Origin of the sequence: Aminobacter sp. SR38, from assembly GCF_014843375.1 — a bacterium.
Lineage (GTDB): Bacteria > Pseudomonadota > Alphaproteobacteria > Rhizobiales > Rhizobiaceae > Aminobacter > Aminobacter ciceronei.
In genome coordinates this window covers 4561354-4581437 of the sequence record NZ_CP062112.1, presented here as the reverse complement: position 1 = coordinate 4581437, position 20084 = coordinate 4561354, and the positions used below count along the sequence as shown (strand labels likewise).

At 64.1% G+C, this 20084-nt stretch carries 23 protein-coding genes; 15 read left to right on the top strand and 8 right to left on the bottom strand.

The window, feature by feature from the left end; translation table 11 throughout:
- Positions 1-45: 45 nt before the first annotated feature.
- The 3 genes from IG197_RS22390 to IG197_RS22380 are packed head-to-tail and all read right to left on the bottom strand — an operon-like array spanning position 46 to position 2575.
- Entirely contained in the window at positions 46-1302 is a 1257-nt protein-coding gene (locus IG197_RS22390; protein WP_192315060.1) for a CCA tRNA nucleotidyltransferase, read from the bottom strand.
- The gene (locus IG197_RS22385) at positions 1299-1931 is read right to left on the bottom strand and encodes a CoA pyrophosphatase (protein ID WP_192319923.1); all 633 of its coding nucleotides are present in this window, start codon (positions 1929-1931) and stop codon (positions 1299-1301) included. Before IG197_RS22385 ends, IG197_RS22390 begins: the two co-directional genes overlap by 4 nt.
- On the bottom strand, positions 1931-2575 hold the full coding sequence (locus IG197_RS22380; protein WP_192319921.1) for a DUF1285 domain-containing protein: 645 nt from the start codon (positions 2573-2575) through the stop codon (positions 1931-1933). Before IG197_RS22380 ends, IG197_RS22385 begins: the two co-directional genes overlap by 1 nt.
- Before the next feature lie 317 nt (positions 2576-2892).
- Between IG197_RS22380 and IG197_RS22375 the strand changes: the two genes are divergently transcribed.
- The 4 genes from IG197_RS22375 to IG197_RS22360 are packed head-to-tail and all read left to right on the top strand — an operon-like array spanning position 2893 to position 9716.
- A complete protein-coding gene (locus IG197_RS22375; RefSeq protein ID WP_182573330.1) occupies positions 2893-3897 on the top strand; it encodes a MoxR family ATPase in 1005 nt (334 codons plus the stop codon).
- Positions 3897-4811 carry a DUF58 domain-containing protein gene (locus IG197_RS22370; RefSeq protein ID WP_192315059.1) on the top strand — a complete coding sequence of 305 codons (915 nt, stop codon included), beginning with the start codon at positions 3897-3899 and terminating at the stop codon, positions 4809-4811. Before IG197_RS22375 ends, IG197_RS22370 begins: the two co-directional genes overlap by 1 nt.
- Positions 4808-7633, top strand: coding sequence for a DUF4159 domain-containing protein (locus IG197_RS22365; RefSeq protein ID WP_192315058.1), 2826 nt, complete (start codon positions 4808-4810; stop codon positions 7631-7633). The genes IG197_RS22370 and IG197_RS22365 overlap by 4 nt, the downstream gene beginning before the upstream one ends.
- Before the next feature lies 1 nt (position 7634).
- Positions 7635-9716, top strand: a complete 2082-nt coding sequence (locus tag IG197_RS22360; protein ID WP_192315057.1) for a hypothetical protein — start codon at positions 7635-7637, stop codon at positions 9714-9716.
- A 14-nt stretch (positions 9717-9730) separates the two neighbouring features.
- Here IG197_RS22360 and IG197_RS22355 read toward each other — a convergent pair whose 3' ends face one another.
- Entirely contained in the window at positions 9731-9901 is a 171-nt protein-coding gene (locus IG197_RS22355; RefSeq protein WP_157097043.1) for a hypothetical protein, read from the bottom strand.
- Between the two features lie 346 nt (positions 9902-10247).
- On the opposite strand from IG197_RS22355, the gene IG197_RS22350 reads away from it, so the two are divergent.
- The 5 genes from IG197_RS22350 (at position 10248) to IG197_RS22330 (ending at position 11533) form a co-directional block, all read left to right on the top strand.
- Positions 10248-10454 (top strand): cold-shock protein, encoded by a 207-nt coding sequence (locus tag IG197_RS22350; RefSeq protein ID WP_067959320.1) that lies wholly within the window; start codon positions 10248-10250, stop codon positions 10452-10454.
- Positions 10455-10585: 131 nt separating this feature from the next.
- Positions 10586-10852, top strand: a complete 267-nt coding sequence (locus tag IG197_RS22345; RefSeq protein ID WP_067959317.1) for a hypothetical protein — start codon at positions 10586-10588, stop codon at positions 10850-10852.
- Positions 10849-11103, top strand: a complete 255-nt coding sequence (locus tag IG197_RS22340) for a hypothetical protein (RefSeq protein WP_067959314.1) — start codon at positions 10849-10851, stop codon at positions 11101-11103. The genes IG197_RS22345 and IG197_RS22340 overlap by 4 nt, the downstream gene beginning before the upstream one ends.
- Before the next feature lie 29 nt (positions 11104-11132).
- Positions 11133-11273 (top strand): hypothetical protein, encoded by a 141-nt coding sequence (locus IG197_RS22335; RefSeq protein WP_165915833.1) that lies wholly within the window; start codon positions 11133-11135, stop codon positions 11271-11273.
- A gap of 29 nt (positions 11274-11302) precedes the next feature.
- The gene (locus tag IG197_RS22330; protein WP_067959310.1) at positions 11303-11533 is read left to right on the top strand and encodes a hypothetical protein; all 231 of its coding nucleotides are present in this window, start codon (positions 11303-11305) and stop codon (positions 11531-11533) included.
- A 55-nt stretch (positions 11534-11588) separates the two neighbouring features.
- On the opposite strand, the gene clpS is transcribed toward IG197_RS22330, so the two are convergent.
- Complete coding sequence (gene clpS / locus IG197_RS22325) at positions 11589-11894, bottom strand: ATP-dependent Clp protease adapter ClpS (RefSeq protein WP_192315056.1); 306 nt, start codon at positions 11892-11894, stop codon at positions 11589-11591.
- 189 nt (positions 11895-12083) lie between these two features.
- On the opposite strand from clpS, the gene IG197_RS22320 reads away from it, so the two are divergent.
- From IG197_RS22320 to IG197_RS22305, 4 genes are all read left to right on the top strand, one after another.
- Positions 12084-12437 carry a DUF1428 domain-containing protein gene (locus tag IG197_RS22320; RefSeq protein WP_067959305.1) on the top strand — a complete coding sequence of 118 codons (354 nt, stop codon included), beginning with the start codon at positions 12084-12086 and terminating at the stop codon, positions 12435-12437.
- 162 nt (positions 12438-12599) lie between these two features.
- Positions 12600-13553 (top strand): AraC family transcriptional regulator, encoded by a 954-nt coding sequence (locus tag IG197_RS22315; RefSeq protein WP_192315055.1) that lies wholly within the window; start codon positions 12600-12602, stop codon positions 13551-13553.
- 329 nt (positions 13554-13882) lie between these two features.
- Entirely contained in the window at positions 13883-14236 is a 354-nt protein-coding gene (locus IG197_RS22310; RefSeq protein ID WP_192315054.1) for a hypothetical protein, read from the top strand.
- Positions 14233-14739: a hypothetical protein gene (locus tag IG197_RS22305; RefSeq protein WP_192315053.1), complete on the top strand. Its 507-nt coding sequence runs from the start codon at positions 14233-14235 to the stop codon at positions 14737-14739. The genes IG197_RS22310 and IG197_RS22305 overlap by 4 nt, the downstream gene beginning before the upstream one ends.
- A gap of 183 nt (positions 14740-14922) precedes the next feature.
- Here the strand turns inward: IG197_RS22305 and choV are convergent, their stop codons facing one another.
- The 3 genes from choV to choX form a co-directional block, all read right to left on the bottom strand.
- A complete protein-coding gene (gene choV / locus IG197_RS22300) occupies positions 14923-16104 on the bottom strand; it encodes a choline ABC transporter ATP-binding protein (protein WP_192315052.1) in 1182 nt (393 codons plus the stop codon).
- Positions 16101-16955: a choline ABC transporter permease subunit gene (gene choW, locus IG197_RS22295; RefSeq protein WP_067959292.1), complete on the bottom strand. Its 855-nt coding sequence runs from the start codon at positions 16953-16955 to the stop codon at positions 16101-16103. Before choW ends, choV begins: the two co-directional genes overlap by 4 nt.
- A 128-nt stretch (positions 16956-17083) precedes the next feature.
- A complete protein-coding gene (gene choX, locus IG197_RS22290) occupies positions 17084-18019 on the bottom strand; it encodes a choline ABC transporter substrate-binding protein (protein ID WP_154384741.1) in 936 nt (311 codons plus the stop codon).
- Positions 18020-18231: 212 nt separating this feature from the next.
- Between choX and IG197_RS22285 the strand changes: the two genes are divergently transcribed.
- Both IG197_RS22285 and IG197_RS22280 read left to right on the top strand, forming a co-directional pair.
- A complete protein-coding gene (locus IG197_RS22285) occupies positions 18232-18846 on the top strand; it encodes a thymidine kinase (protein WP_067959286.1) in 615 nt (204 codons plus the stop codon).
- Between the two features lie 106 nt (positions 18847-18952).
- Positions 18953-20041, top strand: a complete 1089-nt coding sequence (locus IG197_RS22280; RefSeq protein ID WP_067959283.1) for a hypothetical protein — start codon at positions 18953-18955, stop codon at positions 20039-20041.
- Positions 20042-20084 lie beyond the last annotated feature (43 nt).

The following is a 20084-nucleotide window of genomic DNA, read 5'->3' as shown; positions in this document are numbered from 1 at the left end:
GCATAGTGCCTTCCGAAAATCGACACCAATTTTCGGGCCTATGCGCTAGACTTTCAGCATCTTGGCGGCGCGCTCGAGCAGCGCGTCGCGGTCCAGCACAAAGCCGCTGTCGACCCACTCTCCTTCCAATGCCTTGAGCAACGAACCGAGTGCCGCGCCCTCGACGCCAAGCGCAGCAAGATCGCCGCCGCGCAAGGGAACGTCGGGCTTTTGCCATGTGCCGATGAAGGACAGCAGGCGGAAATAGCCGCCGGCTTCGATCAGCGCCTTGTCGTCCTGCTCGGCGCGACCGCGCGCTGAGGCGAGATCGAGGCGCAGGCGATCGGCGATGGCGTCGACATTGCCGCGATAGAGCCGCTTGGCCAGTTCGCCCTCGGTAACGGTTGGCTCAACCTTGGCGGTTGCCGCCCACTGGACCAGCCTGTCGGTTTCGACATTGGCAAGCCTCAGCCGGTCGCCAAGGGTTTTCATGCGCGCCGCATCCGGTGGCACGATCGATTCGAGCCGCAGCAGCGGGTCGGCTTTCCAGCCGAGATCGTTCTCTGCGCGGACCAGCGCGTGGATGGCATCGATGCCCCATTTTTCGCTCTCGGGCAGAGCGGCGGTCAGCACGCCGGCCTGGCGCATCCACAACATGGCACGCGACGGATCGGGCGCGCCGAGCAGCCGCTTGAGCTCCGACCAGACGCGTTCGGCGGACAGCCGCGCGATGCCGTCCTTGAGCCGGGCGCTGGCCTTCAGCCCTTCGGCATCGGGACGGCCTTTGCCGTACCAGGCGAAGAAGCGGAAAAAGCGCAGGATGCGCAGATAGTCCTCGCGAATGCGGGTCTCGGCGTCGCCGATGAAGCGCAGCGTCCGGCTGTCGAGATCGCTCAGCCCGCCAACGAGGTCGATCACGCTGCCGTCGGCGCTGGCATAGAGCGCGTTGATGGTGAAATCGCGTCGTTCGGCGTCAGCCGTCCAGTCGCTGCCGAAGACGACCTTGGCGCGGCGACCGTCGGTCTCGACGTCGGCGCGCAAGGTGGTGACCTCGAATGGCTTGCCGCCAGCAATAACGGTGATGGTGCCATGCTCGGCGCCGGTGGGTGCGGTCCTGAAGCCGGCCGCTTCGGCGCGGCGGACGGTCTCGTCAGGCAGATTTGACGTAGCGATGTCGACATCTGCGACGGGCTCACCGAGCAGCGTATTGCGCACGGCACCGCCGGCGATGCGCGCCTCGCCGCCGTCGGCGTTCAGCACTGCGAGCAGTTTCTGCAGCTGCGGGTCGCTCAGCCAGGAGGCGCCGGCGATAGTTGCGCTCATGTGTAGAGCCTTTCATAGAGCGCGCGGATGATGCCGGCGGTGACGCCCCAGATGTAACGCTCTTCATAGGGCATGGCATAGAAGAAGCGCTCCTGGTCCTGCCAGGTGCGGCTGGCGCGGCCATGATTGGCCGGATCCATCAGGAAGCCGAGCGGCACCTCGAAGACGTCGTCCACTTCACCCTCGTTGACTGTCAGGCGGAAGCCGGGACGCACGATGCCAAGCACCGGCGCGATGCGGTAACCGCTGCCGGTGATATAATCCGGCAAGCGCCCGATGATTTCGACGAAATCGGAGGTTATGCCGATCTCCTCGACTGTTTCCCGCAGCGCCGCCGCCTCGGGCGAGACGTCAGTCGGGTCGATGCGTCCGCCGGGAAAGGCGATCTGGCCGGAATGGCTCTTCAGCTTTTCGGCACGCTTCGTGAGGATGACCGTCGAGGCATCGCCGTGATCCACCACCGGGATCAGCACAGCGGCATCGCGCAGCCGGTCGTGCACGAACAGTTCGCGCATGTCCGGGTTCAGCACGTGGTCGCCATGGTCGGCAACCGCATCGTTGAGATGCTCCTGTGCGGCGCGCTGGCGGAAATCCTGCGCCGAATAATGCGCTCTCAGGGCATGAACCATCACGCGCTCAGCCGCTCCAGCTTGTCCCAGGGCATTATGGGGTAGACCTCACCCTTCGAGCGCACGGCAAACATGTCCTTACCTGATATGTCGATGCGCTCGCCAACTTCGGCGAGCTCGTACATCACCGGACGCGCCACCAGCGCCTCGAGACGCCCGCGGACCAACAGGTATGGCTTGAGGCCGCCTGTCTCGGGCTCGTCGACGAAACGCAGCGGATGCTCGGGCCCGGCTTCGACGACATCGCCGACATTGGTGCGAAAGGTCAGGATCTGGTCAGCGCCCTCGCCCGTCACATTCATCTCGACAGCAACGAAATGCGCGTCGACGACGCGGATTCCGACCCGTTCCACCGGGGTGACCAGGTAGGTCTTGCCGTCCTCGTCCTTACGCAGGACGGTCGAAAACAGCTGCACCAGCGGCATGCGGCCGATCGGCGTGCCCAAATAGAACCAGGTCCCGTCGGGCTTGATTTCCATGTCGAGATCGCCGCAGAAATCGGGATTCCAGCGCTCGACCGGCGGCAGGCCCTTGCCGGCGCGGGCGGCACGCGAAATCAGCGCCTCGAGGCCGGCGGTGTCGCCGGCGCGGGTCAGGCCAAGGTCAGTTGCTGCCTCGCGGCTATGGTCAAGGTCGCCAGTCATGGTCACGAAATAGTCACTGTTGTTGCGCTTGTCAGCATAGGCAAGTGATTTAAGTTCAATGCCATGACCTCGCAAAGGTGCGGGCATGGAGATCGCGACGCCCGGGATCGTTTGACCTCTGGGGATTGGGCGGCAGGCACGACGTCCACACGGACGACGCACCGGACCAAGAGGCAAATAATCCTTGTAGATTGACGAAGCGGCCCCCTGTTCTGATGGACGAGAGAGGCACGCTGTAGCATTTTGAGTGAGCGCATCGGCAGTCCGGGAATCGGTTTTGATTTCAGGCGCCGCGCCAGAAGAAGGATCCGGCCCGCATGAGCGTGATGATCAAGGAAACGGCGATGAGCGAGAGCGAGATGATCGCCGCAGCCGAACGTGCGCTTGCCGACATCGCCAAGATCCGCGCTGGCGTCGGCCGCGTCATCTTCGGCCAGGAAAGCGTCGTTGAACGCACTCTGGTGGCGCTTTTGGCCGGCGGCCATGCGCTGCTTGTCGGCGTGCCCGGCCTTGCCAAGACCAAGTTGGTCGAGACGCTCGGCATCGTGCTCGGCCTCGACTCGCGCCGCATCCAGTTCACCCCCGACCTGATGCCATCTGACATCCTCGGCTCCGAGGTGATGGAGCAGGACGACCAGGGCAAGCGCTCCTTCCGCTTCATATCAGGGCCGATCTTCGCGCAATTGCTGATGGCCGACGAGATCAACCGCGCCAGCCCGCGCACCCAGTCAGCACTGCTGCAGGCGATGCAGGAGTACCACGTGACGGTCGCCGGCGAGCGCCACGACCTACCTGCCCCTTTCCATGTGCTGGCAACCCAGAATCCGCTCGAGCAGGAAGGCACCTATCCGCTGCCGGAAGCCCAGCTCGACCGGTTCCTGATGCAGGTCGACATCCTTTATCCCGAGCTCGAAGCCGAGCGACGCATCCTGCTGGAAACCACCGGCATCGAAGACGCCAGGGCGCAGAATGTGCTCGATCCCGAACGCCTGAAGGACATCCAGTTGCTGATCCGGCGCATGCCGGTGCCCGAAACCGTGGTCGAGGCGATCCTCAAGCTGGTGCGTTCGGCGCGCCCCGGCCAGGGCCATGCCGAGACTGACAAACACGTCTCCTGGGGGCCCGGTCCACGCGCCAGCCAGGCGCTGACACTGTGTGCCAGGGCGCGCGCCCTCTATGACGGGCGGCTTGCGCCGTCGATCGACGACATCCGCGCGCTGGCGGAACCGGTGCTGCAGCACCGCATGGCGCTGACCTTCGCCGCCCGCGCCGAAGGCATGACGGTCCGCGACGTGGTGGCGCGGCTGGTCAAGGACATCTGATGGCGCGCATCGGCGAGGCATCGGTACCGGTTGGGACCAGCGATGCGCTTGCCCGTGGCAGGTTGCGCGCCTCGCTGGTGCCTGACCTGCTGGTCGAGGCCCGCCGCATCGTCAACACTGTCATCGCCGGTTGGCATGGCCGCAAGAAGCGCGGCATAGGCGAGAATTTCTGGCAGTTCCGACCCTATGTGCAGGGCGAGGCGATGGCGCGCATCGACTGGCGGCGCTCGGCCCGCGACGACCACACCTATGTGCGCGACCGCGAATGGGAAGCGGCCCACACGGTCTGGCTGTGGGCAGACCTGTCGCCGTCGATGCTGTACAAGTCGAAGACGGCGACCGTGTCGAAGGAATCACGCGCACTGGTGCTGGTCTTTGCGCTGGCCGAGCTTCTGTCACGCAGCGGCGAGCGCATAGCATGGCCGGGACTGACCGACCCGTTCAGCGCCCGCAACGGCGCCGAGCGGCTGGCCTCGCATCTGGCGCAAGCCGTTTCACTGCCGGCGAAACCTGATCTGTCCAGCATCCGTCGCTTCTCCGACATCGTCATCATCGGTGACTTCCTCGATCCGGTCGAAGAGACGATGGCCTGGCTCGATACGTTGGCCCGCCATGGCGCCCGTGTCCATCTGATCGAGGTCGCCGATCCTGCGGAAGAGAGTTTTCCCTATGCCGGCCGCACCGAATTCACCGACCCCGAGACGGGCGAAAAGCTGACCGCCGGCCGTGCCGAGCAATTGTCGGACGCCTATCGCAATCTCTACGGCGCGCGCCGCGAGGAACTGGCCGCCTGGTGCAAGCGGCTCGGCTGGAGCTACACGGTCAACCATACAGACCGCCTTGCCTCCGAGGCGCTGGTGCGCGTTCATATGGCACTGACCTCGGAAGGCCACGGACCGGGAGGGCGCCGATGAGCTGGCTGCCGCTGTCGTTCGGATTTCCAGCCGTGCTGTGGGGGCTGCTCGCCCTGCCCGTCATCTGGTGGCTGCTCAGGCTGACGCCGCCCAAGCCGCAGGCCGAAATCTTCCCGCCGCTGAAGATTTTGGCGCGGGTGTTCAAGAAGGAAGAGACCCCACATCAGAGCCCGTGGTGGCTCACCCTGCTGCGCCTGCTGATGGCGGCACTGGTGGTGCTGGCGTTGGCCGAGCCGGTGTTCAATCCGCGCGAGAAGGTGCCGACGGGTGGAGCTGCGCTGGCACTTGTGGTCGACAATGGCTGGGCGAGCGCACCGGACTGGAAACGCCGCGTTGCCACGGCCGAACGGCTTATCGCCGATGCCGGTGCATCAGGACAGCCGGTCGTGCTGGCCTTCACCGCCGAAAAGCCCAATGCCGAGATCGGTCCGTTCGATGCGCAGGCAGCGCTCGATCGCCTGCGCGCCGCCGAACCGCGGCCGGTGCCGACCGACAGGGGCCCCGTTTACGCACGCGTCGCTACCGTCCTGGCAACTTTGCCCGGCACGAGCATAGCCGTTCTCGACGACGGGCTGGCGGGTGAAGGCGACGAGCAAGCGTTTTCGACGCTGCTGGGCCAGAACCCAGCCAATGTGCTGTGGGCCTCGCCCGAACGGCTCGACGCCAAGGGCCTGACATCAGCCGAAAACGAGATGGACGGCTTTGCGCTGACCGCCATCCGCGCGCCGGGCGACCCCGCTCCGGGGGCCGTGACGGCGGGTGCCTTCGACGACAAGGGCCGCCGCATCGCCGACGCCACGCTGGCCTTCGCGCCGGGCCAGACGGTGGCAACCGGCACGATGACCGTGCCTTTCGAACTGCGCAACGATTTTGCCTCGATCGCGCTCGACGGCCAGGGCCAGGCAGGCGCCGTGCGGGTCCTCGACGACAGCTCCAAACGCCGCCGTGTCGGCCTGCTGTCGCAGTCGGACGCCGACGACTCGCAGCCGCTGCTGGCGCCGCTCTATTACATTCGCCGCGCGCTCGAACCCTTTGCTGACCTGAGCGAGCCGACGAGTTCGGATCTCGCCGAGGCGATCCCGCAAATGCTGGAGCAGAAGCCGGCAATGATTGTCATGGCCGACGTCGGCACCATCCCGCCGCAGGCGCGCGAAAAATTGCTGACCTGGCTCAAGGAGGGCGGCACGCTGGTGCGTTTCGCCGGCTCCCGCCTCGCCGCGGCCGGCAATGACGAGGAATTGCTGCCGGTGCGGCTCAGGCTCGGCGAACGTTCGCTCGGCGGCGCCCTGTCATGGACGGCACCGCAACCGGTCAGCGACTTCCCCAACGCCGGCCCGTTTGCCGACCTGTCGCCGCCCAACGAGGTGACTGTGAGCAAGCAGGTGTTGGCCGAGCCGACGCCTGACCTTGCTGCCAGCACCTGGGCCAATCTCGCCGACGGCACGCCGCTGGTGACGGGCGCCCGGCGCGGCAAGGGCACGCTGGTGCTGTTCCACATCGCGCCGCAGGCGACATGGTCGAACCTGCCGATCTCGGGCAGCTTCGTCGAGATGCTGCGCCGGATCGTGCAGCTGTCGCGTAACCAGGGCACGGCAACCTCAGGCATCGAGGGCAAGCCGGCATCGCTGGCACCGTACCGGATGATTTCGGCGGACGGCCGCATTGTGCCGCCGACGCCGGATGCCCGGCCGCTGCTGGCAGGTGCCGGCGCCCTGCCCGTCACGCTCGAAAACCCACCCGGCCTCTATGGCAGCGAAGAAGGTGTGCTCGCCCACAATCTGCTGAAAACCGACAGCACGCTGTCGCCGCTGGTGCGACCGCAGCTTTCTGCGCCGGTGACCGAAATACGTTACGCTTTCGACGAATCGCGCGACCTGAAAGGTTCGCTTGTGGCAGCAGCTCTGGCATTGATGGCGCTCGACACGCTCGCCGTGCTTTGGATGGGCGGCACGTTCTCGCGCCGTGGCGCGAGACGCGGGCGAACGGCCGGCACGGCCGCGGCAGTTTTGCTTTGCCTCGGCGCACTGATGGCGCAGCCGGATCTGGCGCATGCCGACGACGCCAAGCCAGGCGACGTCGAGGCGGTCGAGGCTATCTCGAAGACCCGCGTCGCCTATGTTCTGACCGGCGAATCCGCGGTCGATGCCATAAGCCGTGCCGGCATCGCCGGGCTGACAAAATTCCTGATCGAGAAGACCGCGCTCGAACCGGGCGAGCCGGCCGGCGTCGACATCGCCAAGGACGAACTTGCCTTCTACCCGTTGATCTACTGGCCGATCGACCCGGCCGCCGCGATGCCGAGCGAAGCGGCGATCGCCCGCGTTGACGCCTACATGAAGCAGGGCGGCACCGTGCTTTTCGATACCCGCGACCAGTTCGCCAATGGCATTGGCGCCGATGCAGCGAGCCCGGCGACCGAGCGGCTGCGCGATATCCTTTCCAGCCTCAACGTGCCCCCACTGGAGCCGGTGCCGGCCGATCATGTGCTGACCAAGGCGTTCTTCATCCTTCCGGAGTTCCCCGGCCGTTTCAACGGCAGCCCGCTGTGGGTCGAGGCGTCGCTTGAGGCATCGAACGCGGAGGGCCGGCCGGTGCGCACAGGTGACGGCGTGACCCCGATCATGATCACCGCCAACGATTTCGCCGGCGCCTGGGCCATCGACGAAAACGGCGACCCGATGCTGCCAACGGTGCCTTCAGACCCGATGCAGCGCGTCTATGCGCTACGCGCCGGCGTCAACATCATGATGTACATGCTGACCGGCAACTACAAATCCGACCAGGTGCACGTACCTGTCCTGCTCGAACGGCTGGGGCAATAGCATGAACTGGTCCGTCGCCTTCGAGCCCCTGCTGTCGTGGCCACTTCTGGCGGCGCTGCTCGTGCCGCTCGCCCTGCTCGCTTTTGTCGGCCTTTGGTTCCGCCAGCGCGGCGCCTGGCTGCGACTGGTTGCGCTCGGCGCGCTCGGGTTGGCACTGGCAAACCCTGTGATCCTCGACGAAGAGCGCGAGCCGCTGAAGAGCGTGGTCGCGATCATCGTCGACCGCAGCCAGAGCCAAGACATCGGCGACCGTACCGCCCAGACCAATGCAGTGGTCGAAGGCCTCAAGGAACGGCTGGCGCGCTTCAGGCAGTTCGAGGTGCGTGTCGTCGAGGCCGGCCGTTCCGAGGCCGCCGACGACCGCACCGAAACGCGGCTGTTTGCGGCACTCGAAGGTGCATTCCGCGATGTTCCGCCGTCGCGTATCGGCGGCGCCGTGATGGTCACCGACGGCCAGGTGCATGACGTGCCCGGTGCCCCAGCGATCAGCGCACCGCTGCACGCGCTCATCACCGGCGAGGAGAATGAGCGCGACCGCCGCATCCGCTTCGAGAACGCTCCCCGCTTTGGTATCGTCGGCAAGCCGCTCGACATGACCTATCGCGTGATCGACACCGGAGGCGAGGCCGGGTCGGTCGACGTGCGCGTGTCGATCAACGGTAACCAGGTGTCGGTGCAGCGCGCGTTTGTCGGCCAGGAAATGCCGCTGCAGATCACCGTGCCGTCGGCCGGGCGCAACATCGTCGAACTGTCGATCGACCGGGTTCCGGGCGAGCTGACCGACAGCAACAACCGCGCCATAGCCCTCGTCGACGGCATCCGCGAGAACCTGCGCGTACTTCTGGTCTCGGGCGAACCGCATGCCGGCGAGCGCACCTGGCGCAACCTCTTGAAGTCCGACGCCTCGGTCGACCTCGTGCATTTCACCATTCTGCGGCCGCCTGAAAAGCAGGACGGCACGCCGATAAACGAGCTGTCGCTGATCGCCTTTCCGACGCGCGAGCTGTTCGTCGAGCGCATCAACGACTTCGACCTGATCATCTTCGACCGCTACCAGCACCGCGACGTGCTGCCGATCCTCTATTACGACTACATTGCCGAATATGTCGAAAAGGGCGGCGCGCTGCTGATCGCCGCCGGCCCCGAATATGCCGGCGAGCAGTCGATCGCCAATACACCGCTGATCTCTGCCCTGCCCGCCATGCCCAATGGCGACGTTGTCGAGAAAGCCTTCTATCCACGCTTGACCGAACTCGGTCAGCGCCACCCGGTGACGCGCGGCCTCGAGGGTTCGGCGCAGGAGCCGCCGCGTTGGAGCCGCTGGTTCCGCCAGATCGGCATTGAACAGCCGGAGGGCGAAGTGGTGATGAAGGGTGCCGATGACAGGCCCCTGCTCCTGCTCGACCGCAAGGGCGAAGGCCGGGTCGGCATGTTCCTGTCCGACCAGGGCTGGCTGTGGGCGCGCGGCTTCGAGGGTGGCGGCCCGCATGTCTCGCTCTACCGCCGCATCGCGCACTGGCTGATGAAGGAACCCGAGCTCGAGGAAGAGCGCCTGACCGCAGACGGTCGCGGCATGGTGCTGGACATCCGCCGCCAGACGATGCGCGACGAAGCTGGTCCTGCCCGCGTCATCACGCCGTCCGGCAAGACACTCGACGTCCAGCTCGACAAGAGCGACCCCGGCATCTTCACCGGCAGCGTCGAGGTCGGCGAGATCGGCCTCTACCAGGTCGGCAATGGCGACCTGACCGCGCTTGCCCATGTCGGGCCGGTCAACGCGCCCGAATTCGCCGACGTGGTCTCGACCGAAAACGTGCTGCGCCCAGCCGCCGAGGCAACCGGCGGCGACGTGCGCCGCCTTGCGGCGACCGCCATCTCGGCCCTGTCCAACGGCATCTCGCTGCCAAGCATCGTACCGGTGCGCGGCAACGCCGAAGCCTCCGGCCGCGACTGGCTCGGCTTCCGCACCACCGACGACAGCGTGCTGAAGTCAGTGTCGCGTGTGCCGCTGTTCGGCGGTTTCCTCGGCCTTGGATTGCTGCTGCTGGCGCTTGGCGGAATGTGGTACCGCGAGGGCCGGTAGCCCCTCGAAATCAATCAGCGCAGGCGATTGTCTTCCATCATTTGCAGCTCGCGACGTCGCGAGCCGTCGCTATCGGCGAGCCGCAGACGCGCGATTTCGTCCTTGCGCGCGGTCAGCTTGACCAGCTTGGCCGGCGGCGCGGAAACTTTGACGACTGAGGTTTTCGGCCTTCTCGTGAACATCATGGCTTTGTCCTCGCATGGGGGAAATGCAGTCCGCCGCGAAGGACCAGACGGTCCTGCGGGAAAGCAACTGCCAATTGTCTGCTAGTGCTGAGACGGTATCAGCATTCCACGACCGCGGCTAGACGGACACGATCCGAAATAAATTTTGAATTAGAACCCAGCATGCAAAAAAACACCTTACATAAACCGCAATTAAGGTTTAGAAGTAACCAATCGTTTTTTGGGCCAGCTTGGCTATCGCGGCGTCAGAGGTTCTCGACCCGCCAAACTCTTTCCAAATCGTCGATCTATTGATGTGCGGCAATACTTGCCGCGCGACGACTTTTCTCATTCGAAAGATACTCACATGAACACTGGGACCGTGAAGTTCTACAATGGCCAGAAGGGCTTTGGCTTCATCGAGCAGGCCGGCGGCGGCAAGGACGTTTTTGTCCATGTCAGCGCGCTCGAGCGCGCCGGCTTTTCCGGCCTGGCCGAAGGCCAGAAGCTGAATTTCGAGCTGGAGCGTGACAACAAGGGCCGCGAGTCGGCCACCAATCTTCAGCTGCTCTGATTTCATTTGGCCCGGATCGATGGACGCTGACCACGGATGTACTGGCAGCACCCATCCGGTCCGACCCAGGCACGCTTGAGGCGGCGAAAGCGGGGCATTGCTCCGCTTTTCGTTCATTTCGGGAGACATCGATGACCGGGCGCACCAAACGTTCAACCGTCCATTTCGACAGGCCGTTCGCCTTGCGCGGGATCGAGGAGATCCAGCCGGCAGGCGACTACGACATCGACCAGGACGAAGAGCTGATCGACGGCATCTCGTGGATCGCTTACCGCCGCGTCGCCACCTACATTCACCTGCCCGCGCGATCATCCAATCTGCTGACCAGCCAGGTTCTCGCCATCGACTATGCCGAACTCGAAGCCGCGCTGCGGCAGGATCAGGAAAAGGCCGCATGATCAGGTTCACAAAAGGACCGGCTTCAGCCCCGCGTGTGGAAAAGCCGTCGCATCGCTTCACCGTCGGCCAGATGGTGCGGATCAAGAGTCGGATCGGCATCGCGGTGAAGGACGCAGAGACCTTCCACGTCAAGGCGACGCTGCCGGCCAAGGACGGCTCGCCGCAATACCGCATCCGCAGTGACGGCGAAAACCACGAGCGGGTCACCACGGAAGACAATCTCGAGGGCGTCGAAGCGGTAGCCGAATAGGTTCGCTTCGCAACAGGAAGGGCACGACCATGGCCAAGGGCCAACAACGCAGCAACCGCGAAACCAGAAAGCCCAAGAAGGAGAAGGTCGAAGTCAAAGCCGCGTCCACCTTCGGTTCGCAGGTCAAGCAGGCAGAGACAACATCCTACAAAGGCAAGCCGAAAGGCTGACCTGTTCGCGAAGGCGGCTGGAGGCAGATGTGAATTTCGTCATCGAATTCTATCGCCTGCGCAAGGAAGACGGCGCGCACGCGACGCTCGACCGCATTTCCCTCGAAGCGCCGGATATCGACGCGGCCGTCGATGTCGCCAGCTCGCTTTTCCATACGCTCACAATGCCGCAGGTGCCTGACCATGTCCGCATCTGCGACTGGGGCGGACGCGAACTCTATGTCGGCCCGGCCTCGGGTACGGGACCGGCAGCATTGTAGCGGATTGGCGGCAGCCTGCCTGCGGGCATCTTGCCCTCTGCTGCGCGGACGCTCCTCACTCCTCCGGTTCTGTCGTGAACTGCAGCGGATAGCCCTTGGCCTTGCCGGCTTCCGTCGCCCGCGTCGCCTTGGTCTCGGCGACATCCCGGGTGAACACCGCAACGACGCAGACACCACGCTGGTGTGCGGTGATCATCACCCTGTAGGCCTGGTCTTCCGACATGTGAAATTCGCCCTTCAGCACCGTGACGACGAAGTCGCGCGGGGTGAAGTCGTCATTGACGAGAATGACCTTGTGCAGCTTCGGCCGCTCGGTCTTGGGACGGAGTTTGGTGCGTGGAGCCGTGGAGGTTTCGGGCATGGCAATCGCGCCTCATGCTCACCTCGCCATAGTATGGGGTTGATCGCAGCGCGCCGCAACGGTTTCGGAACCCGGCCCTCTATCCGACCATTATGCGTTCGAGGACGCCTACAAGAAATTTTGGCCGGCATTGTAGGATCGGCCGGCAGCCATTCGTCCTTGCAACGTCACAACACGAGGAGAAAACGCATGTCTTATGTCGATGGGTTCTTGCTCGCCGTGCCGAAGGGCAAGATCGATGCCTACAAGGAGATGGCTCGCCTCGGGAGCGAGGTCTGGAAGGACCACGGAGCAATCGCCTATGTCGAGTGCCTGGCCGACGACGTGCCTTATGGCGAAGTCACCTCCTTTCCCCGCGCGGTGCAGGCCACGGACGACGAGATCGTCGTCTTCTCTTGGATCGTCTACCGCTCGCGCGAGGACCGCGACGAGATCATGAAGAAGGTGATGGCCGACCCACGCTTGGAGGGCGATCCGGCGTCATGGCCGTTCGACGGCAAGCGTATGATCTATGGCGGCTTCAAGCCGTTTGTAGAAGCCTGATCCCTCTGGCCAATTGATGGCGGTTACTGGCAGCTACCGGCAAACCGCCATCTTGACCGCAACAGCCGTTCCGTGAATAAGGATGCAACCCCGCATAGATTGAAACAGAAAAACCTTCCCGCCTAGGTAGCTGTCGGGTGCATTCTGAAACGGAACCGTTCGATGCAGCGCCTTTCGACCTTTGACGTTCCCGCGCGCGACCGCCTGGCCTACCTGCACGACTTTGTCGCCCGCCATGTCGCCGGCCTGCGCTTTCGGCCGCAAGATGCCGACAACTTTGCCTTCGACGTTTCCGCCTACTTCCTCGACGCCGGCACGACCGTCGGCACCGCATGCTATTCGGCCGTGCTCGGCGAGCGCCCCAAGGACCTGATGGCGGCGGACGGCCGCCAGGACTATTTGATGACCATCCACACCACCGACTATGAGGTGGCGGTGGCTGGCAAGCCGGCCTTGTCGATCAAGGCCGGCGACATCACCTTGCTCAACGAAGCGACGTCGATGGCCTTCGCCTTGCCCAACACGCTGCTGAAGGTCGTGTCCTTGAACCAGGCGCGGCTGGCAGCGCTTGCGCCGCGCATCCGTCAGAAGGCGTTTCATCATATCCGTGCCGATGCCGCCGGCGCCGGGCTGCTGACGGGTTATGCCGACCTGTTGCGGTCGCAGGCACCCGAGGGCGAGGCCGGCCGCCGGCTTGCCGGCAATCACATCTACGATCTAGCCGCCCTCGTCGTGCAAGGCGCGACCTCAGCCAACGCCGAACCGGTGCGCGCCAGCCTTGGCGCCGCGCGGCTGGAACTGATCAAGGCCGAGATGTTGCGCCAGCTGACCGATCCAGAGCTTACAGTCACCGCGATTGCGCGGCGCCAGGGCGTGACCCCGCGCTACATCCAGCGACTGTTCGAGCAGGAAGGAATCACCTTCTCCGAGTTCCTGCGCGATGCTCGGCTCGACCTCGCCTACAACGCGCTCGACCTTGCCGGCGCCAGCACGGTGTCGGCGATCGCCTTCGATACCGGCTTCAACGACCTGTCCCACTTCAACCGTGCCTTCAGGCAGCGCTTCGGCGTGACACCGTCGGAAATCAAGGCGGCAGCGCTGCGCCGCTGTCAATAAAGCGCCGTGCCTCCCGACGCATGAAAGCCGATCAACCTCATGGAGGCTTCGTATCGGCTTGCCGAAATATCGGTTCCGGTTCTCGGCGCATGCGTTAGACGCACCGCCCTGTTCGCTCCAGACCGCACCTGTTCGCCCCACGCCAAGACGACATTTGTGCTGCCATCGTAAATCGGCGCCGTGGCGGACCGATGCATCCGACGGGCGGGGGCGCTCTTCGAACGCATGCGAGGCCGGCCATCGCCGGACCGTCGACTGGGCAGAGTCGACGGTCCGCGCATGGCCCGCCCCACGGAGTTCGCGCCTTCTCCAGCGAAATCGAGAGACCCATGAAAAGAGCGATTGCATTGATGATGTGCGGCGTGCTTGCCGCCTGCAGCCAGACGACGTCGACAACCAGCACCTCGACAACGGCAGGCGCGCCCAAGACGGCGGCGCAGCTGGCCACCAAGGGCAAGAAGCAGACGGCAGCACAGCGCTGCGACGAAGCCATGCGCAAGGCGACCCAGGCGCAGACGAATGCCGCCATGCTCGGCGGCGCGCTGTCGATGGTCGGCGGCTTCGGCGGACTTGGCCGCGGCGGCGCGATCGCGGGCTCGGTCGCCTCGGTCGGCGGTTCGCTGGTTCAGGCCAAAGCGCAGAACGACGCCGACAAGGCACTCGATGCGGAGTGCATGGGATGAGCGCCATCCTCGGACGCCGCATCGCCACGGGCCTGTTGGCGGCGAGCCTGGCGCTTGGCGCCCTGGTGCTGCCAGCCCGCGCGTTGACGCTCGAAGAGGCCGGCAAGGTGGTGCAGCTATTGGGCGAACTTGAGCCAGAGCTTGGTCGCCTCGCCTATGACGAGGAGGAGGCCGACCGTTGGTTCGACGACGATGCCGGGCTCGACGGCCGCATCGCCAAGGCCGGCTTCGACAGGGAAAGCTGGAAGGAGGCGCTCGGCGCCACCTTCCGCGGCTATCTCGCGACGATCGCCGCCGAACGCTTCGAAGCGACGTTCTCTGGCCTTACGGAAAAGGTCGATGCCAGCGACCTGAATGCCGAGCAGAAAACCGAAATGCGCAGCTTCGTCGAGGAAAAGATCGCCGAGACACGGGCCCTGCGCGCCGAAGGCGCGCAATATATCGACGCCGTGCAGCCTTATGCGGCCAGGCTGGACGAGCTTCTGGGTGATGAGGAAGAGTGAAAGGCTTTCCTTCTCCCCGTCCACCGGGGAGAAGATGGCCCGAAGGGCAGAGCGAACTCTGAGACGCTAGCGCTGCCCCTTATCTGCGTGCCGGCGTCCGATGATCGAAAAGCCAAGCAGCCGGCTCTTCGTCGGCTACGCGGAACTCATCTCACCTCCCCATTCACGGGGAGAAGAGAGCTGTCATCGGCGCAGCACCGCGCTCAGCACGTCGCGGATACCGATGGCGCCGACGAAGCGGGACTGATCGTCGAACAGCGCCACCGGCGATGTCTGCGAGCGGTGCATGGCAAGCATCACCAGCTTGAGCGATGTGCCCGGCTTCGCCCAGAAGACGTGCGAGGCCTCGTCGGCCGACTTGTCGATGTCGTCGACCGAAACCCAGACAGCCGGCTGGCCGTTGCGCTCGGCGGCGGCAACCAGGCCCTGCGCGTCGATCTTGAAGCGCGTGGTCTTGCGCCGATCGAGCCAGAGCCAGCCTTCGCCCGCATCCTCAAGGTCGCGGCGGTCACGCATGACATTCCATGCGGTGAGCACCGACAGCGGATTCACGTTGGCAATGAAGTCGCGGACATAGTCATTGGCCGGACGCAGCACGATATCTTCTGGCGGCCCGGACTGAACGATGCGGCCCCCTTCCATGATGGTGATGGTGTTGCCGATCTTGAGCGCTTCCTCGAGGTCGTGACTGACGAAGATGATCGTCTTCTTCAGCGTCTTCTGCAGCTGCAGCAGCTCGTCCTGCAGTTTGGTGCGGATCAGCGGGTCGAGCGCCGAGAATGGCTCGTCCATCAACAGGATCGGCGCTTCGGTGGCGAAGGCGCGGGCTAGGCCGACACGCTGCTGCATGCCGCCCGACAGCTCATGCGCGTATTTCTTGGCCCAGGGCGTCAGGTTGACCAGGTCGAGTTGCTTGCCGACCTTGGCCTTGCGCTCGGCGTCGGGCATGCCGGCAAGCTCGAGGCCGAGGCCGACATTTTCCTCGACCGTACGCCAGGGCAAAAGGCCGAACTGCTGGAACACCATGGCGACCTGGTGCTGGCGCAGGCGGCGCAAGGTCGGCTCGTCGCAGGAGACGACGTCGACCATCCTGTCGCCGTCCTTGACCATGACCTGGCCACGCGAAACGATGTTGAGGCGATTGACGGCGCGCAGCAGCGTCGACTTGCCGGAGCCGGAAAGGCCCATCAGGACAGATATTTCGCCCTCGTTGATGGTCAGGTTGGCGCCGGCGCAACCCAGCACATTGCCGGTCTTTTCGAGGATCTCGGCGCGAGTGGCACCCTTGTCGAGCATGGCGAGCGAAGCGGAGGTGTCGGCACCAAAGACGATGTCGACATTCTTGAAATCGACGGCGACGTTCATTTCTTGCCTCCCACGCCGATGCGCGTCATGCGGTCGAGAACGATGGCGAGCACGACGATCGCCAGCCCTGCTTCAAGTCCGAGGTCGATCTTGCGCGAGCCGAGCGCGCGGTTGATTTCGGTGCCGAGGCCACCGGCGCCGATGAGGGCGGCGAACACGACCATCGACAGCGACAGCATGATGCACTGGGTGAGTCCCGCCATGATGGTGGGTAGGGCCGCCGGTAGCTCGACCTTCCACAGCAGCTGGCGCTTGGTGGCACCAAAGGCCTGGCCGGCCTCGATGATCGCGGTCGGCACCGACGTGACGCCGAGATGGGTCAGGCGCACCGCCGTCGGAATGACGAAGATGATGGTGACGATCAGGCCGGGCGCGTTGCCAAGACCGAACAAGGTGAGCACCGGGATCAGGTAGACGAAGGTCGGCAGCGTCTGCATCAGGTCGAGTACCGGCAACATGAAGCGGTAGACCTTGGGCTTGTGCGCCGCCCAGATGCCAAGCGGCACGCCGATGGCCATCGAGGCGGCAGCGGCAGCAACGACCAGCACCAGCGTCTCGACGGTCTGCTTCCAAAGGCCCTGATTGATGATGAACAGCAGACCGAGCGCAACCCCTATAGCCAGCGCCCGCGAACGCTGCAGGTACCAAGCGAGAGCCGCGACCAGCGCCACGACCACCACCGGAGGCAGCAGCAGCAGCCCGTCGACGAGCCCGTCGAGCAACAAGTTGAGCCCGTTGGAAAAGCCGCGGAAGATGGCGTTGAAATTGTCGGTCAGGAAGGTGAAGAACGCCTTGCCCCACAGGCCGATCGGAATCTTGTAGGCAGCCAGCAAGTTCGATACCGGATCCATCTGTCCCCTCTCTATTGCTTTCGCAGGCGCCGGTCGCGCCGGCGCTTCTCGCTTAACTTGATACGAAAAAGGGCAGCTGTCTCGCTTCGCTGCCCTTCATCATGTCATTTGCAGGCAAGGATGCCGAATTAGCTCGCCAGAGCAGCCTTCACCGCAGCCGTTGCATCGCCGCCGTCGAAGGTGGTGACGCCGTTGAGCCAGGGCGTTGCTGCATCCGGATTGGCCTTGAGCCAGTCCTTGGCAACGTCATTGGCGTTACCGCCCTTGAGGATGGCATCCATCATGGTGCCTTCCATCTCCAGGTTGAACTTCAGATTGCCGAGGAACTTGCCGACATTCGGGCACTCGGCGACATAGCCCTTGCGCACGTTTGTGCTGACGGTGGCAGCGCCAAAGCCCGAGTCACCCATGCCATCGAGATAGGCGATCTTCATCGCACCCATGACCGGATGCGGCGTCCAGCCGAGGAAGGCGATCCACTCGTTCGACTTCATCGACTGCTCGGCCTGGGTCAGCATGCCGGCTTCCGATGATTCGACCAGCTCGAAGCCAGTGAGATTGTTCTCGGGCTTGGAGATCATGTCGAGGATGATGCGGTTGCCGTCATTGCCGGCTTCGATGCCGTAGATCTTGCCGCCGAACTTGTCCTTGAACTTGCCGAGATCGGTCAGCGTCTTGACCCCGCCTTCGGCGACGTAGGACGGCACGACGATGCCGTAGCCGGCGCCGGACAGGTTTTCGCCGATGGTCTCGACCGAGCCGTCGGCGACATATTCCTTGATGTCGGCGGTCATCGACGGCATCCAGTTGCCGAGGAAGACGTCGAGATCCTTGTTCTTCAGCGAGGCGTAGGTGACCGGCACCGACAGCTGGATAACCTCCGGCTCGTAGCCGAGTGCGGTCAAAAGCACCGAAGCGACGCCTGTCGTGGCCTGGATGTCGGTCCAGCCGACATCGGACAGGCGCACCTTCTTGCAGCTTTCGGCATCGCCCGCAAAAGCGGCACCGGCAGTCATGACCGCCGACACGCCGACAGCGGCGGCGAGTAGTTTCAAGCGCGACATATGGAATCTCCCATTCGTATTTATGACGGCAACGCGGTATTGTTGTTGTTCGTCTTTGTCGCGAGCCAAACACCATTTTCCTTTGGATTCAAGTGACATGACGCAACGACAGACGCCGCTGGCTTATCCATCAGCGACATCACAAAGGTTTTTTGCGGTGGATGGCAGGGCTGGCCCCTCCCCGCGCCCGACGGCTTCTGATTAGAAGAACCATGGCCAAGCTCTATTTCCATTACGCCACGATGAATGCCGGCAAGACGACGATGCTGCTGCAGGCGTCCTACAACTACCGCGAGCGCGGCATGACGACGATGCTGTTTGTCGCAGGCCACTACCGCAAGGGCGACACCGGCTACATCTCCTCGCGCATCGGGCTTGAAGCAGGCGCCGAGATGTTCCGCGGCGGCGACGACCTCTATGCCCGCATCGCCGAGCATCATCAGCACACGACCGTCCACTGTATCTTTGTCGACGAGGCGCAGTTCCTCGAGGAAGAGCAGGTCTGGCAGCTTGCGCGCGTCGCCGACAGGCTGGGCATTCCCGTCATGTGCTACGGGCTGCGCACCGACTTCCAGGGCAATCTGTTCTCGGGCTCGCGGGCGCTGCTCGCCATCGCCGACGACCTGCGCGAGGTGCGCACGATCTGCCGCTGCGGCCGCAAGGCGACGATGGTCGTGCGGCTCGGCCCGGACGGCAAGGTCGCCCGCCAGGGCGAGCAGGTGGCGATCGGCAAGGACGTCTACGTCTCCTTGTGTCGGCGCCACTGGGAAGAGGAAATGGGCCGCGCCCAGCCCGACGACTTCATCGGATTTGCCACACCAAGCTAAGTAGCCCCGGCATAATTGCTTTCGCCCGCGGCTGTGTGTCTTTCAATCGCAAGATGCGCCACATATATTCGGCGCCACTGTCCCGCATTCGACACCGGAGGAACGTATGGCAACGCTGCAGAATTTCGATGCCGAAATCGCCAAGACCAAGCAGGTCGTGGAGGACATGCGGAGCAAGATCGAGCAGTCGGGCACAGTGCTCGACAAGATTGCCACGACGGACGCCAAGATCGGCGCCTCCGACTTCGACATCGAGAACGCGCGCATCCAGGACGTGCTGAAGCAGCAGAAGGTGATGGAAGGCAACATCGCCGACCTGATCATCGGACTTGAGGACGCCACCAACGTCTTCGGTTCGGAATTCGAGAGCATGAAGAGCTTCACCGGCTGGGAAACCTTCGTCGGCATCTTCTCCGATTCCAGCAAGCAGCGCATGCGCACCGACCGCGTGCGCAACATGTCGCTGGCCGGCAATCTGCAGGAACTGCTGGTCAAGTCCGACACCATCGTCGGCATCCTGAAGGCGCAGAAGCAGGTCCTCGACGAGCGCTACAAGACCTCGGAGGCTAGCCTTTCCCAGGTGATCGAGCGCCGCAAGGTGACGATGTCAAACCTCGAAGCGACCCAGAAGCGCATCGAGGAGCTGAACCCGCTTCTGCTCGACATCGAAAACAAGATCGCGGCCTCGACCAGCCAGAAGGAGCGCACCGAGCTCGAATCCGAGCGTTCCAAGCTCGCCACCGAATACAACGAGAAGCAGGCCAAGGAGCAGGAAATCCTGGCCGAGAGCCAGACGCTCGAACGCTATACCTCGATGTTCCAGACCTTCGTCGATTCGCTGAACAACCAGATCGCAGCGCAGGCGACGCTGATCAACAAGCTGACCATCGACACCGAGCAGCGCATCGTCTTGTACAAGGCGCTGGAAGACTCGCTGAAGACGGCAGCGCAGCAGGACGTTGCCCACAAGATCAATACGCTGGGCTCGAAGGTCGACAACACCGCCGAAGAGACCATGGCCGGCATCGGCGCCGCCGCCCAGAAGCACATCGGCGACCTGCTCGAACTGCACGAGAAAAACATGGTGGCGACGGCCGACATCCAGCGCCGCAAGAAGCTGGCCGACGACGCGTTTGCCCGCCGCTTCGACGAGGTGCTGAAGAAGCACAACGCTTCGGACTACGTGCAGCCGTAACCTAGCAAGCATCCGCAATGTCGCGCCCTGTCGCGCCCCCCTC